Source organism: Chryseobacillus diguaensis (assembly GCF_049220665.1).
Taxonomy (GTDB): Bacteria; Bacillota; Bacilli; order Bacillales; family Bacillaceae; genus Metabacillus_B.
On record NZ_JBMKNV010000004.1, the window covers coordinates 224980 to 240180 of the forward strand.

The following is a 15201-nucleotide window of genomic DNA, read 5'->3' on the forward strand; positions in this document are numbered from 1 at the left end:
CGTATCAGGAAAGGGGTATGGCGTCTATTGTAATTTGACAGTTTCTGAATAAATCAGCCTAAACTAAAAAAAGAACTGGAGAAGCTTCTCCAGTTCTGATGTTTTAGTTTTTCACATAATCCACTTTATCTTTATCGTATTCAATATAATAACCGTTCACAATATCCATCTTGCTTCCGGCAGTCTTATAAATAATATGTTCCTCACCGGCATTCAGGCTCAATGGTGGAAGAGCTGAACCATATTCATACAGCATGCTCGCCTTTTTCAAAGTAAGGCTGCCGACATAATAGGTTACATCTGAAGACTTCATAATCTTATAGCCGTTTCCTACGTCATAGCTTTGAGAATCGTAATTATATACCTTGATTTCCTCACCAGGCTTCATTATTCTGTCCACACTGCCATCAGGCTTTAAAATTGGGGCCTGGCTGAGTGTAAATACCCTTCCAATGTAGGTGGAAATCTTATGGCTTTCATTATAAATATATTCATCGTTTCCAAGATCATAGTAATTGTTGTAAGTACCATAAACAAGGAAAGATTTTTTCGCAGCAATCTGTCTAACCGGAATCATGGATTTGCTGTTTTTCTTATAAACAATGAGCGGCTGCTTAGCAATTCCCCTTGCTACCGGCACGGGAGAAGTTCCGGCTGCAATGTTCGGTATCGTAAATTGGCCAGGCTCTAAAACGTATTGGTCTGAAAGCTTAGTTGGATCCACCTTCCAGAGGTTTGATCCGCTGTTGTAATAGAGATTCCCATTTTCATCATCTGCAAGATGGAAAACATCGCTTGTGTTATAGCGTGTAATATCGAAAGTATCCGGATTTACTTTAAACAGTACTCCTTGAAGCGTCCCGTAGAGATTGCCGTCTTTCCCAGCAAGCAGGCTTTCATTTTTAAACATACCTTTGACCTGATCAGGAAGGATCGGGAATACGAGTGTTTTATCTGTTTTAGGGTCATACATCAGGAGTTTATTATCAATAATCCCCCAGAGTCTTCCATCCTTCATTACTTGAAGGGCAGAAACCATCATGAAATAACCGCCGGGCAAATCAATATTTTTCACTCTGTAATCTGGATCATTTGTATCAACCATATAAAGCTGTGAAGTTTTGTCTGATTTCGTGCCGTTTCCATTATAGACACCTGTCCCGATATAGAGCTTGCCAGTGTTGTCCATTGTCATGGATGCAACACTCTGGTTAAAAGGAAGGTATTGTTCCTTAATCAATTGTTTTGTTTTTAGATCATAAACTGCGAGCATTCCCTCAGAGCCGCCGCGTTTCGGCATCGTTCCTATATAAAGAACCTGCTTGGATTCATCAGGAACGATAGCCACCGGCCGGTCCTGGTTTTTCTCACTCAGATTGAGAACTTGTTTTGGGTTCTTTCCTGTCTGCCAATCCTTAGTTGTGTCAAATTCATAAAGAAGACCATTTGGGTAAACTCCAAAATACATGGAGTTATTGAATTTAGCAAAGCCTTCAACCTGTCCAAGTCCGCTGAACATAGCCGAAGAATCGGTCTTCGGATCATAAACGCCAAGCTTTCCTGCGATAAAACCGGAGGAATAAATGCTGCCGTTTACTCCATTGCCGACACGGTAAATCTCAACAGACTGTGACGGCAATTTTAAATCTCTGCCCGTGAAACGGTTCTGCAAAATATTATAATTGTAGAACCTTCCTCCATTGCCCGCCAGCCCTACAACGGAAGGCTGACCGTTAATGCTCACAATATCCATAGACACGGCGCTTGCTCCGTAAAAATTAGACTCAACTTGATTAGAAGTGCCAGTTCGATAGTCAAATTGATAAAGCCTGCTGTTATACCCATAAAAAACGGAGTCCTGGTTCCAGACATTCGAGATGCCCCTTGAATCAGCATTCAGCGTATAATCCAATTTGCCTGATTCTGTATCAATATCAAGAAGAATTGGTTTTCCTTCTATTTTTGCGAAAAGCTTGCCTCCCGTAAGATCGAGATCATATACGGAAGCATATTTTTTATACTCGTCAGGTAAAATATCGGTTTTAACACCTGTATTCAAATCCCATTTAATGAGAGAAGCAGGAGAACCGACTCCTACATAAAGAACATTTTTCTCCTCATCATAGACCACACTTCTTGCATATTGTTTACCAGGCACAACCTGTCCGAGGGATTTAAAGTCATTGGTTTTTTCATCATATGTAAATACGCGTCCTCCATAAGATGTAACACCAAATAAACGATTGTTCTTTGTGTCGTACGTCATATCCCAAATCGTTGAATCGTTGTTTTCTGTAGCTTTACCGATATCCTTTATTTCTTTGCTTTCAGGATTATAGTGGTAGACATGTTCATTAGGTGTGGAGCCGATCCAAACAGTATGATCAGGTGCGATCTCAATAGACCAGGCAGCTTTTGCCCCTTCTAATTCCTTCATATCGAGTATTTGCTGTGATTGAAGATCCATGACGACAAGTTTAGCTGGTTCTCCCTGAAGCAAGGCATAATAAATCGGCTGTCCATAAGCATTAACGCCGGCTTTTCCCTTAATAACATTTACATATTGAACCTGGGGTCCAAGATTCTCAAAGGGTCCCTCTTGAGCAAGGGCAGGATAGGATAGAACAAAGCCGAGGACAATAGCTGCAAGAAGTACACGAAGAAATTTCAAAATAAATAGCCTCCAAAACCTTTATATATTGTATATTCTACCAAAGTATATAATTTATGTCATAAGTATCAGGAAAAAAGTTGAAATAAATTGCCGAAACCTGACATTTTAGATCTACTGTAATATTTACCAAAGAACGTAAAAATGGAACGGCTTTGCCTTTAAAAAGAAAAACCTTCCATAATTGATGGAAGGTTCTCTCTATTTGATTTGAAAGGGGAAAACATTTTTTGAAATATTTTGTGTTAGCTGCTAACTTCATAATAGACCATCTATCACAAAATATCTCGGGTCTTTCGAACTAATATTAACATAAATTATTCCTTTTTTGTTAAAAAACTTTTAACTTTTTAAAAAATATTTGTCAATAGGCGTCAAAATTCGACACAACTTCTTATGGACCCAATTTGTGGTAAAATTGATTCGGATGGCACACTTAGGAGGTGGGATTTTTTGAATTGGCGTTTGGATAGATTATTGCGGTTTTCGGATAGATTTTTGTAATATTTGGATAGATTTTCACAGTTTTTAGATAGATTCTCCCCTTATATGGATAGATTTTCCTCATTTTTAAATAGATTCCTTCAAAATTCTCAATTAGGAGTGATTCTTTGATCATTAAACCTCGAAATATACCCCTGCACATTCAACAACTGGAGGCATTATTAAGACGATTGCCTGAATCCCATCCGAAACGCTCTTTCATTCAAGAAGATTACCTGAAAAATATGGCCGGTTACCGAGGAGAACAGTCTGTTGATTATTATTTCACATATCTGGACAAGGATAAATACTATATTTTGCATGATCTCCGCTTGTCAGATGATACGCATTTCTTTTAAATCGATACACTGATTCTTTCTCCATCCAACTTCTTTATCATTGAAGTAAAAAACATATCGGGGAAATTATATTTTGACGGTGATTTTCATCAGCTGATTCGAAAAACCGGAGAAAAAGAAGAAGCATTTCCGGACCCCCTCCTTCAAATTAAACGGCAGCAATCCCATCTGGTCAATTGGTTCATAAACCGCAAATTCCCTCTCCCTCCAATTCAAACTCTTGTTGTTATCAGCAATCCCTCAACGATTATAGAAAACCATCAAAAAAACTCCTATCTTAAGAAAAAAGTTTGCCAAGCAGCAAACGTGCTAAACAAAATAGATGATCTAGAAAAACAAAACAAATCGGAGTTATTCACTAAAAAAGAATTGCTAAAGATTTCAAAAAGATTGGTAAAAGAATACACACCTCTTTCGAGAAACCTTCTTGAACTATATAAAATAGATCCAACTGAGATAAGGAAGGGTGTCCACTGTCCCTCTTGCTATCAGCTTCCTATGGTGAGGCAACGAGGGCACTGGTTTTGTTCTAACTGTATCTCCCAATCAAAAGATGCCTATATCAACTCAGTTAAGGATTATTTCCTCCTCATCAAACCTTTCATTACAAACGGAGAATTCCGAACATTCCTTACCCTTCCATCAATCTCGCTTGCCACCAAATTATTATCCTCAATGAACCTGCCTGCCTCAGGATCAACGAGAGATCGTGTTTACCACATGCAATAAATAAGAAAGCCATTCCGATTAATTGGAATGGCCTTCTTTCTATTTATTAAGATTTTTTATTTGTTTTACGACAACTTCCTGAAGATACTCTGCTTTTTTAGAAAGCACTTTGAAGTCCAACTGTTTAGCAGCTTTTTTCTCCAATGCTTGTATTTCTTTTTTCACAGCTTGAATTTGCTTGTTTATTTCTTTTAGTTTTGCAATAGTCACCTGAGTATCTGTTGCATTGACTGTTTCTGACTTAGTTGATACTGACAAGGACTCTTGAGGATTAGCTGGAAGAGATGATTGGTCATCAGCACTAGGTGTTTCCTGCTCAGCAGGAGTAACCGGTGTCACTTGGTCATCTGTTCCCTTTGCATCACCAGTATTTGCTTGATCTGCTGGTGGCTGGGCAGGCTGTTCCGGTTTATATTCCTTATGACGAGAGTCCTTCATAATCGTTTTCAATTCTTTCTCTATGCCGCTTAACTTTTTATTGAGATCAGCGGCCTTCTTTTTCAGTTCTTGAATTTCTGATTTAGTGAGCTTTTTTGGGTGTCCTTTTTTCGCAGAGTTTTACATTTTGACCACTTTTACTGTTTTGACGTGTTTAGCCTCTTTAGCTTGAACATTACTCATCGGAGAGAGTACAACGATTGCTGAAAGTGAAGCAGCTAAAACCTTTTTGAACATTACCAATTCCTCCTAGAAAATATTTTATAGGTAATGGCAGCTGGCTGGCATAGTCATTACATTAGCCCCTATAGCTTTGTGTCAGCTGGTTTCCCAGCCTTTACCCTGGTTCAAATTATACATTGATTTCCAAAAGAGTATATATTTTTTTGGTTCTTTTTACACATTTATATATTTTTTTACATTTAATTAATAGTCACAATCTATAATTTTCAACAAAACGTGCCGATATTACTAGTGAATTCAAAAACTATTTTACTATTTATATAAGGAGAGAGGATGCATGAGAAAGAAAAATATGCTCTTGGTAAGCTCGATTCTTTCAATTGGTCTCGTTTTGGGAGGCATCCCCCATCAAAATCAGGCAAGTGCAAAAAGCATTCAGAAAAAGGAAGTACTTGTAGTCTATAAAAATGCGAAGGGAAAGCAGGATGCTATCAAAAGCAGCGAGAAGATCAAGCATCAGTTTAAAGCTCTTCCTGCAGTATCCGTAACAGCTGATACTGCCAATATTCAAAAGCTTGAAAATAATCCAGATATCGCTTCTGTAGAAACGAAATATTGTGTTTCACACAGCGGCTTTGAAAAAGTCATATAATACGAAAGCTGTGTCAAAGGAAGAATCATGGTGGGATACGAAAGCAGTCAATGCTCCCCTCATTTGGAATAAAGGATATACCGGCAAAGGAACGAAGGTAGCAGTAATCGATTCGGGAATCGGACCGCATTCCGATCTTAATGTAGCTGGCGGGATTTCAACTGTCGATTACACGACATCCTATAAAGATGATAACGGGCACGGAACACATGTTGCAGGAATTATTGCTGCCAGGCATAATGGCATCGGAACCGTGGGAGTCGCACCTGACGCCGAGCTTTATGCCGTAAAAGCCATGGATCAGGATGGCAATGGAACACTTGAAAGCATTTTAAAGGGCATTGACTGGGCAATTCAAAATCATATGAACATCATTAATATGAGCTTTGGAACAAAAGACGACTCGAAGCTTCTTCATGAAGCAGTTGACAGTGCCTTCAAAAAAGGAATTTTGGTTGTTGCGGCTGCCGGTAATGAAGGAAATGCCGCTGGAACAGGTAATACAATGGACTACCCTGCATTATATGACAGTGTTATTGCTGTTTCAGCTGTTGACCAGAAATATACGAGAGGTAGCTTTTCCTCGACAGGAAGCAAGGTAGAATTTGCCGCTCCAGGAGTTGATATTCCAAGTACTTACTTAAACAATCAATATGCTTATTTAAGCGGTACTTCTATGGCAACACCGCATATTACCGGTATGCTTGCCGTGTTGAAACAGCATTATCCATTAAAAACGAATGCAGAACTGCGCCAGCTGCTGCAAAGCTACACAACAGATTTAGGCACTGCAGGAAGAGATTCCATATATGGATATGGATTTGCCCGGTTTAGCCAGGAATTATCGGCCCCACCTGTAAGTCAAAAGCCATTAAGTAAACTAGATCTCGCTAAGAAATTAACATCAATAGCGGAAAATACTCTTTCTAAAACAGACATAAACGCAGCCCAGCAGGCAGTGAATCAGTTACCTCGGGGATATGACAAAAATGCTATGCAATATAAATTGAATGTTCTTAAGTACTTTTAGGATTAACGAGAGAATAAGCAGGTACCGTTAAATGAAACCCTCCATGACCCGTACATGGAGGGTTTTGCTTTGTAAATAAACCGATATGTTTAACAGCTATTCATAAAGGAAATCTATCTATATAAAAATCAGATTGAGGTGGAGATATGAAAAGCAAATTAATAGCAGGAGCGCTTGGAATTATAGCCGGAGGGTTAGGACTCCATAAATTCTATCTGGGCAAACCCGGCAAAGGTATTCTTTATCTTTTATTTTGCTGGACCGGAATTCCAGAGATTATCGGATTTATTGAAGGGATTTTTTATCTTATTAGCAGTAAGGAAAAATTCGACAGCAAATATAACCATGCAATAGCTTAAGCTAAAAAGAGCCATGACAATACCTTAATTGTCATGGCTCTTTCTAGTTAACTACTATTTTAAGTTTATTTCGTTTGATGCATTTATACTAATTTATTCTTTCTTTACTAATATCTACTTTTAAGTTAATTTATGGTTTATAAAATGAAAGCCTCTTTACGTTTTAGAATGTAATAAATCCAATGGAGTAGTTTATTCATACAAGCTACCATTACAACCTTATGTGGCTTACCCTCATCCTTTTTCTTTTGATAGTACTCTATTAATTTTATGTTTCGTGATTTCCTTAAACCACATAACACTGCACTATATAGTGCCTGGCGTAGCTTACTGGATGAATTTAAAAATATCTTATCTCCTTATAAATACTGAAGTTTTTGACTAGGTGGGCATATGTCGTATTTTTAAAGATTTAAAGGAGACTTTTTTATTACTCTATCTCACAAGATTTTTCACATACAATTATAATGGGCATCTGTTATTTTGCAACTTGATCTACTACAACCTCATTATTCTTACTCTTATCATTGTTTTTTAAGAAGAATGCATATCCAATTGTTCCGATAGCAGCGATGATTCCTGCGATAACCAATGCTAGTGCAAAGTTGTGGAGGCGGTCAGCCAAATAACCTGTTAAGATTGGTGCAATCCACCCTGAGATATTCCCGACAAAATTTTGCAAACCTGATAACGTACCAATTGAACTTTTAGGTGCAATGTCTGCAAGCACCGCCCATACATTACTATTTGCGAGCATCATTCCACCCATAGCAATTGAGATTAACGTTAAAGCAAGAGGAATACTGTTTGTAAATGCTGCCGGAATAATAACCGTGCAAAGCATAGTCCCTATTGTCAAGACAAACCTTCTTGAATTAATAGAACTCCAGCCTCTCTTTATTAAATAATCAGATAATCTTCCACCTACTATTGCACCTATTGCAGCCACTACCCAAGGTAGAACTGAATTAAATCCAGCCTTAAGTAGCGTCATATGCTTTGCCACGACTAAGTAAGTCGGTAACCAAGTAAGTATTAAAAACAGTAAATAGTCCTGTGCAAACAGTCCAAATAATAATACCCAAACATTACTCTGCTTTAAAAATTGGTACCACTTAACATCAGACTGACCTTGAACCTCTTCCTGATGTTGTCCTGATCTGATATATTCTATTTCTTCTTTTGAAGCTTTGCTTTCTTCCGGTTTATCTTTGAAATAATATAACCAAGCAATAGTCCATAGTAGCCCTAGCGCACCAGTAACAATGAAAGAAATCTTCCAGCCGAAAGTTTCGATTACCCAAGCAACTACAGGGGTCATAAGACCTGCACCTACCGCCATACCCATTGAGGAAAGTCCGTTTGCAAATCCTCTTTCACTAGACGGTAACCAATCAGCCATGATTCTTGTATTAGTTGGGAAGGCAGGTGATTCTCCTATTCCCATAAGAACACGCATTCCAATCAAAGCACCAAAAGAACGGGTAACAGCAATAGCTGCCTGGAAAAGTGACCACCAGATAACCGCAATTGTATAGGTTAAACGGGCACCGAGTTTATCAACAATGGCTCCTGACGGAATTTGCATCAACGTATATGACCAGAAGAAAGCTGAACTCAATACCCCAAATTGGACATTTGATAAGTGTAAATCACCCATCATAGTCGGACCAGCTACCCCCATGTTAGAACGGTCCAAATAGTTAATTGCAGTTGCTAAAAAGACTAAAGTAAATACACCCCATCTTACATTACTTCTTTTCTTCAACCCCTTCACCCCTTTAAAAAATGAACAACTTCCCTTACGTGCCTACCTTAGCCGTTGTAAATTTCACCATAACATGTGAAGCTAAACGTTTCGCTAGATCCTGAAAAATTACCCTTTATTACTTCATACTAAATTTTCTACACCCCATCTGTTATTACACAGGTTAATAACTATTAGTTGCATCTTTCAAATAGTGTAGAAATTCCCTGTCCGCCCCCAATACACATGGTAACAATGCCTTTATCTAAATGGGCTCGTTCCATTTCATACATCATCTTAACCGTTAGAATTGTTCCTGTTGCTCCTACTGGATGACCTAGGCTTATAGCACCTCCATTAACATTAACTTTGTTGGAATCAATTTTTAAATCTCTGACTACTGCATAAGCCTGTGAAGCAAATGCTTCATTAATTTCAAAAATGTCAATTTCATCTAGATCAAAATTTAGTTTTTTTGCTAATTTTTCAGTAGATAACTTGGGAGCATACCCCATAACCTCTGGGCTGTTTCCGGCTACAGCATATCCTATTATTTTTAGGATAGGTTTGATTCCTAACTCTTCAGCTTTTTCTTTTGACATCATAACTACTGCTGCTGCTCCATCATTAATTCCTGAAGAATTTGCAGCTGTGACAGATCCTCCTTCTTTAAAAGCAGGTTTCATTTTTCCTAATTTTTCTATTGTTATTCCTTCTCTTGGATGTTCATCTGTATCAAAAATTGTTATATTCCCTTTTCTATCTTTTAATTCAATTGGAACAATTTCTTCTTTGAACTTCCCATTCCTAATTGCCTTTAGTGCTTTCTCTTGGCTTTCAACAGAGAATTGATCCTGTTCTACCCTTGAAACATCGTATCGTTCTGCAACATTTTCAGCTGTGAGACCATTATGGAATGGTCCGCCTGGCCAAGTCAAAATCGTTAATAGCCCATCTTCTAATACTCCATTCCCCATTTTATAACCAAAACGGGAACCTTTATCATAATAAGGTAATTGGGACATATTTTCTGTTCCGCATGCTACCACAATATCTGCGTTTCCAGTTTGTATCTCGAGCATTCCGTCAACTATTGATTGCATTCCAGATCCGCATTGTCTGTTAACTGAATAAGCTGTTGTTTCCTCTGGTAATTCGGATTTTAATGATATCATTCTACCAATAAAACCATTTTCTGCAATTTGACCCACATTTCCCACAATAAGTTCATCAACATTCTCGGGTTTAATTCCTGCTCTATTTACAGCTTCTTTTACTGCATATGCAGCAAGGTCAATTGCATGCACATCCTTTAAGCTTCCACCGAACTTTCCTATCGCCGTTCTCGCCCCTGAAACAATGACTACTTCCTTTAGTTTGCTCATTTTCAAATCCTCCTGACTTTAATGCAAATATAGTTTTCTATTATCTTTAAAGAGTAATCATTTTATATCGTGAGTTTTTACGCCCGATGGCTTCTTTAAGACCGGAAGCGCCATTTAAGAACAGTGCGGTATCCATTATTTTTAAATCTTCGTTAATGATTGGCTTGAAATCCATCATATCTAAAACATCTCTTTGTAAATTAATTCCCGGAGCAATTTCGATTAACATAACGCCTTCTTTTACTAATTTAAAGACGGCTCTTTCGGTGACAAAAAAAACATCCTGTCCTTTTTCTCTTGCTAATTTTCCATTAAAGGAGATCTGGGAAACTTTCGAAACCATTTTCTTAATCGAGCCTTCTTTATGGATATTCACTCTATTATTCTCAAGTGTTACTTTTGCACCGCCCGTACTGAATGTTGCACAAAATACTACTTTTTTTGCATTTTGGGTAATATCAATAAATCCTCCTGCACCAGTACATAATGGTCCCATTTTGGTAGCATTGACATTACCTTCTCCATCCAGTTCGCCAGCTCCCATAAATGTAACATCGACTCCGGCGCCATTATAATAATCCATCTGTTCATCATGCGATAGCATAGCGTATATATTTTGGCCAATTCCAAAATCAACTCCGCCGGCTTGGATTCCACCATAAATGCCGGATTCAACCGTAATCATAAAGTCATTAGAGACGCCTTCCTCATTAGCAATATTACCTATTACATCATTCGGTATCCCAGTTCCTAAATTAATAACGTCACCTTTATTTATTTCAAACATTGCTCTTCTGCCAATGAATTTTCGGATTGTTAGGTCCAATGGTTTTATCGATGTTTGCGGAACTCTTAAGCTCCCAGAATAGGATGGATCAAAGTACCAGGAAGATGTTTGCCTATGATCTTCTATAGGGTTTTCACAAACAACAATCGCATCAACGAACACACCTGGAACAACAACATTTTTAGGGTTAATTGACCCGGTTTCAGCTAATCGTTTTACTTGCACCACGACCCTACCGCCAAATCTCTTTGTAGCAAGTACGGCTGGTAAAACCTCCAGTTTCATAGCTTCTTCTTCCATTGAAATATTACCCATCTCATCAGCAGTCGTGCCTCGTATTATACAAACATCTAAAGGAATTTTTTTGTAAAACAAATATTCTTCATTGTCATATACCATAACTTCTGAGAGATCTTCTAATTCTTTCGTTCTCTCATTCATTTTTCCACCCTCAACTCGGGGATCAACAAATGTACCTAAACCCACTTTGCTCATCTTTCCTGGAAGGCCACAAGCCATTGAACGATAAAGATGGGCTATTTGACCTTGAGGCAAACAATACGCTTCCACTTTATTACCTGAAATCATATCCATCCAACGTGGCTGGAGACCCCAATGTGACCCAATAATTCTTGTAACCAGACCTTCATGGGCAAAATGCTGTATTCCATTTTTACGATCACTTTGTCCAGCAGAATGCACTAATGTTAAATTTCGCGGATGCCCAGTCGTTAAAAAGCTATTTTCAATCGCTTTTAGAACAGATTCTGATGCTCCAACTAACGTCATTCCAACTGTTAAAATCGTATCTGCATCTTTTATATAATCCATGACTTTTTCAGCCTTTACGAAATTAGCTTTCAAAATTATCTTCTCTCCTTTCCATCTTCCTTCACTAAACAACTTTAGTCTTTTATTTTGAATAGTAATCTTTTACGTCGAAAAATTGTATGCCATATGCCGATTTAAAGTAAAAGCTCTTATTGCCTTTTTCGCAGCGTTCACTGTAAGTTCTTCTACATTTCCTATTGCTTCCTCAATGCTCATAGGTTTATTGATAATATCAATAATCAAATCAATCCCATGATGGTACACTTCATTAACATTAGTTCCTTCGCTTCCTACAATAGCAATGACAGGCACGTTAAATTCTTTAGCAGCTTTAGCAACGCCTAAAGGAGCTTTGCCTTGGATTGATTGAAAATCAATCATTCCTTCTCCCGTAATCACTAAATCTGCATCTTTTACATATTCTTTTAAGTCAATCATATCTAATATTCTATCTGTACCTGAATAAAGTTCTGCGTTGCAAAAAGCCATTAGTCCTGCACCAAGTCCTCCAGCGGCTCCAGCCCCTTTTTTATTAAGAATATTAATTTTAAATTTATTTTCTAATAATTCTCCAAATCGCTTTACTATTTTATCCAATCTTTCTACGTCATTAGGAGATGCGCCTTTTTGAGGCCCATACACATACGAGGCTCCATTTACTCCGCATAATGGATTCGTTACATCAGAAAGGATTGTAATTTTTGTATTTATGATACGTGAATCTATTTTTGATACATCAATTACTTCAATATTTCCTAGAGACTCAGCCCCGAAGCCAATTTCCTTATGTTCATGATCCTGAAAGGATACACCCAAGGCTTGAGCCATTCCTACTCCTGCGTCATTGGTTGCACTGCCACCTATACCAATTAGTATTTCATTCACTCCATAATCTAAGGCCGCCTTAATTAGTTCTCCCGTACCATAGGTTGTTGATTTAAAGGGATTTCTATCTTTACCTGGTATAAGTGTAATCCCAGAAGCTTCTGCCATTTCGATAACGGCTACATCTTTATTAACAATGCCAAATTTAGCTTTTACTTTTTTGCCTAGAGGTCCTGTGACCGTTGTTTCAACAAATTGCCCCTTTAAAGCAGTGATAAGAGCATCAACGGTTCCTTCGCCTCCGTCTGCTAAGGGGAGCTTTGTAACCATTGCGTTCGGTTCTATCTTTTTTATCCCTTTTTCTATAAATTTTGATAGCTCCGTGCTTGATGCACTACCTTTAAAGGAGTCAGTTGCTATAACAATCTTCAATTGATCTCACCCTTTTCTATATCAAGAATTGCTTATTCTTTTCTTTAATATTAGCGATCATCATTTATAGAACATCTAATCCTTTTCTACTGTTACTCTATTCCACAAGATTTTTTGCTTACTAAGCCCCAATCTTTTCCGCGTTTTTTTCCTACCGTTTCTCTTGTAAACAAAATCGTTAAAATGAACGCTACAATCATACAGCTTGAAAGGAAATATAAACCCGTAATATATCCTCCTTGAGCGTTCCACCCTCCTCCCGCATTAATGAAAAATCCTAAAACAAGGGGCGAGGCACCACCGATATACATGCCTGTCTCAGCAATCCCCATAGCTGTTCCGGTATATCCTTCTTTTGCAGAATCCGTTACCAAAGAGAATATGACAGGAAATATTGCATTCGTACAGCAACCTGCAAATAACTGAATCGCAATTAAAACCAAAATACTACTAGCACTAAATTGGAATAGTACTAATGCTATTGTTAACCATGCAAATGCAATCAACATGGTCTTTTTACGTCCGATAACGTCCGATATACTCCCCCAAAAGATTTGCCCAATACCACCAGTTATGGAAAATATAACGGACCAACCAGCTGCTGCTGCATAATCAAATTTACCGACGAAAGCCAGATAAGGTGCCAGCCAAAAACTAAGTCCTGTAAATGCCGCTTCTGCTAATAGTACACATAGGGTTCCTACTAAGATATTTGGATTTTTGAGAGACTCTATAATAGCTCCTTTTTTATGACCATCGACTTCTACGGAATCAATGGAGGGAGTTAGATTCATTTCTTTTGCCGCTTTTTCGTATTTCTTGAAATTCTTAGGAGTAGAAAATTTCCAATAACCGATATATATTGGAATGATCAAAAGAGGTATAAGGAGAAATGGCATACGCCAGTTACCGTGAGTACTGACAAGAATAACGGATATTAGTAAACCGCTAAGCAAAGTACCCCAAGGATAAGCAGAATGGTGAGCACCTAATGCAAATCCCCTACGTTCTTTTGGCCACCATTCTGAAACTGTCGTTACCTCAATGGATTCTCCAATTCCTCCAAAAGCATTCTTGATCACTTGGAATATCACGAAACCTGTTACAACAGAAGTTAAGGCCGATACACCTGTAAGAATTGAAAATACGGTATACCCTAACGCCATCCATACACCACTATATTTTCTTGCCCATCCTTGGCCTTTTTTGTCCGACCAAGCTGCACCCCAAATTGATAATGCTCCAGTGGCTACCATAATTAGTGAAACGATTCCTCCCACCACATCTGCTGAGAGGTTATACTCATTAACAATTGCAGGCATCACCCGATTCATAATTTCTCTACTGGTTGCATTCATCGCAAAAATTAACCATAAAAAAAGCAGGGAAATCCAAGATAAGGATGGTACATGTGGTAATAAGCCCCTTTTAGGCTTGACCGAAGCAACCGGTTCAGATATTTGATTAACTGCAGTTTTCATTTATCCTTCCTCCCCTTTGAAACTTTTTTGTTTAAACATTGGCACTTTTCTTGATTGACGGAAAATTACTGCTTTGATACTTTTTAATCAAATATTCATGACCAGGCAAAATAAATTCGGCCCTTTTTCTTACCTCTTCCATACTTCCATAAATTTCTTTAGTACAGGTTAAAATCCCGGCAGGAACATTTTCGTAAATGTTCTCAAGCAGATTTGAAACATCACCTGCTACACACAAAATTCCTTCCTCGGTATTTACTAGAACAGATTGATGCCCCTCTGAGTGTCCAGGAGTTAAAAACACTTTAATACCAGGAACAATTTCTTCTTCTCCATCTACAAAACTCAAATTGAAATAATTGACCGCTTTAGCATCAAACAATTCTTTGAAATAGATTGAGTCCTGGCAAGGAATCGGATTTTGGGCAGCTTCCCACTCTTTTTTCTGAACAACAAAACGTGCGTTTTTAAAAACCTTATTGTTTCCGCTATGGTCATAATGAAGATGCGTATTAATCACAATATCCACATCTTCCGGAGACCATCCTACTCCTCTTTTCAAAGCTTCCACGATCGTTTCATCGAATTGTTGACGGCATGGGCCTATATTATCTTCAACCCATTTTAGATCATGAATTCCGGTATCAATTAATACATTGTAGCCCCCTTCGGAAAGGGCTGTTGCCCACATTGGAATCCATAAATGTTCCCCAATATCCTTTTGATAGGTTAAAGAGGATTTTTCTACATATAACTCTCCCATTTTTAACGCTGTTGCTTTCCATTTTGTTTTCATTTATTTCACTCCT

At 38.0% G+C, this 15201-nt stretch carries 13 protein-coding genes, 1 pseudogene and 1 riboswitch; of the genes and pseudogenes, 5 read left to right on the forward strand and 9 right to left on the reverse strand.

Annotation, left to right across the window (positions count from 1 at the left end; translation table 11 throughout):
- Positions 1 to 103 precede the first annotated feature (103 nt).
- Positions 104 to 2671, reverse strand: a complete 2568-nt coding sequence (locus ACOT8F_RS08430; RefSeq protein WP_421651216.1) for a ligand-binding sensor domain-containing protein — start codon at positions 2669 to 2671, stop codon at positions 104 to 106.
- 611 nt (positions 2672 to 3282) lie between these two features.
- On the opposite strand from ACOT8F_RS08430, the gene ACOT8F_RS08435 reads away from it, so the two are divergent.
- Both ACOT8F_RS08435 and ACOT8F_RS08440 read left to right on the forward strand, forming a co-directional pair.
- Positions 3283 to 3513, forward strand: coding sequence for a hypothetical protein (locus tag ACOT8F_RS08435; protein WP_421651217.1), 231 nt, complete (start codon positions 3283 to 3285; stop codon positions 3511 to 3513).
- Between the two features lie 12 nt (positions 3514 to 3525).
- A complete protein-coding gene (locus ACOT8F_RS08440) occupies positions 3526 to 4242 on the forward strand; it encodes a nuclease-related domain-containing protein (protein ID WP_421651497.1) in 717 nt (238 codons plus the stop codon).
- Positions 4243 to 4281: 39 nt separating this feature from the next.
- Here the strand turns inward: ACOT8F_RS08440 and ACOT8F_RS08445 are convergent, their stop codons facing one another.
- Complete coding sequence (locus ACOT8F_RS08445) at positions 4282 to 4692, reverse strand: hypothetical protein (RefSeq protein WP_421651218.1); 411 nt, start codon at positions 4690 to 4692, stop codon at positions 4282 to 4284.
- A gap of 257 nt (positions 4693 to 4949) precedes the next feature.
- Positions 4950 to 5032: riboswitch (cyclic di-GMP riboswitch) on the reverse strand.
- Between the two features lie 168 nt (positions 5033 to 5200).
- On the opposite strand from ACOT8F_RS08445, the gene ACOT8F_RS08450 reads away from it, so the two are divergent.
- From ACOT8F_RS08450 to ACOT8F_RS08460, 3 genes are all read left to right on the forward strand, one after another.
- Positions 5201 to 5515 (forward strand): protease inhibitor I9 family protein, encoded by a 315-nt coding sequence (locus tag ACOT8F_RS08450; RefSeq protein WP_421651219.1) that lies wholly within the window; start codon positions 5201 to 5203, stop codon positions 5513 to 5515.
- The gene (locus ACOT8F_RS08455; RefSeq protein ID WP_421651221.1) at positions 5499 to 6545 is read left to right on the forward strand and encodes a S8 family peptidase; all 1047 of its coding nucleotides are present in this window, start codon (positions 5499 to 5501) and stop codon (positions 6543 to 6545) included. The genes ACOT8F_RS08450 and ACOT8F_RS08455 overlap by 17 nt, the downstream gene beginning before the upstream one ends.
- Positions 6546 to 6691: 146 nt before the next feature.
- The gene (locus ACOT8F_RS08460; RefSeq protein ID WP_421651222.1) at positions 6692 to 6904 is read left to right on the forward strand and encodes a TM2 domain-containing protein; all 213 of its coding nucleotides are present in this window, start codon (positions 6692 to 6694) and stop codon (positions 6902 to 6904) included.
- 137 nt (positions 6905 to 7041) lie between these two features.
- Here ACOT8F_RS08460 and ACOT8F_RS20960 read toward each other — a convergent pair.
- From ACOT8F_RS20960 to ACOT8F_RS08490, 7 genes and pseudogenes are all read right to left on the reverse strand, one after another.
- Positions 7042 to 7239: pseudogene (locus ACOT8F_RS20960) on the reverse strand (IS110 family transposase); the annotation flags it as partial.
- Between the two features lie 143 nt (positions 7240 to 7382).
- Positions 7383 to 8672 carry an MFS transporter gene (locus ACOT8F_RS08465; protein WP_421651224.1) on the reverse strand — a complete coding sequence of 430 codons (1290 nt, stop codon included), beginning with the start codon at positions 8670 to 8672 and terminating at the stop codon, positions 7383 to 7385.
- 173 nt (positions 8673 to 8845) lie between these two features.
- Positions 8846 to 10036 (reverse strand): thiolase family protein, encoded by a 1191-nt coding sequence (locus ACOT8F_RS08470; RefSeq protein WP_421651226.1) that lies wholly within the window; start codon positions 10034 to 10036, stop codon positions 8846 to 8848.
- Positions 10037 to 10082: 46 nt separating this feature from the next.
- The gene (locus tag ACOT8F_RS08475) at positions 10083 to 11687 is read right to left on the reverse strand and encodes an acyl CoA:acetate/3-ketoacid CoA transferase (RefSeq protein WP_421651227.1); all 1605 of its coding nucleotides are present in this window, start codon (positions 11685 to 11687) and stop codon (positions 10083 to 10085) included.
- Positions 11688 to 11756: 69 nt separating this feature from the next.
- Positions 11757 to 12911, reverse strand: a complete 1155-nt coding sequence (locus tag ACOT8F_RS08480; RefSeq protein WP_421651229.1) for a glycerate kinase — start codon at positions 12909 to 12911, stop codon at positions 11757 to 11759.
- Between the two features lie 92 nt (positions 12912 to 13003).
- Positions 13004 to 14392 (reverse strand): MFS transporter, encoded by a 1389-nt coding sequence (locus tag ACOT8F_RS08485; RefSeq protein WP_421651230.1) that lies wholly within the window; start codon positions 14390 to 14392, stop codon positions 13004 to 13006.
- A gap of 31 nt (positions 14393 to 14423) precedes the next feature.
- Positions 14424 to 15188: an N-acyl homoserine lactonase family protein gene (locus tag ACOT8F_RS08490; protein ID WP_421651231.1), complete on the reverse strand. Its 765-nt coding sequence runs from the start codon at positions 15186 to 15188 to the stop codon at positions 14424 to 14426.
- Positions 15189 to 15201: the final 13 nt, after the last annotated feature.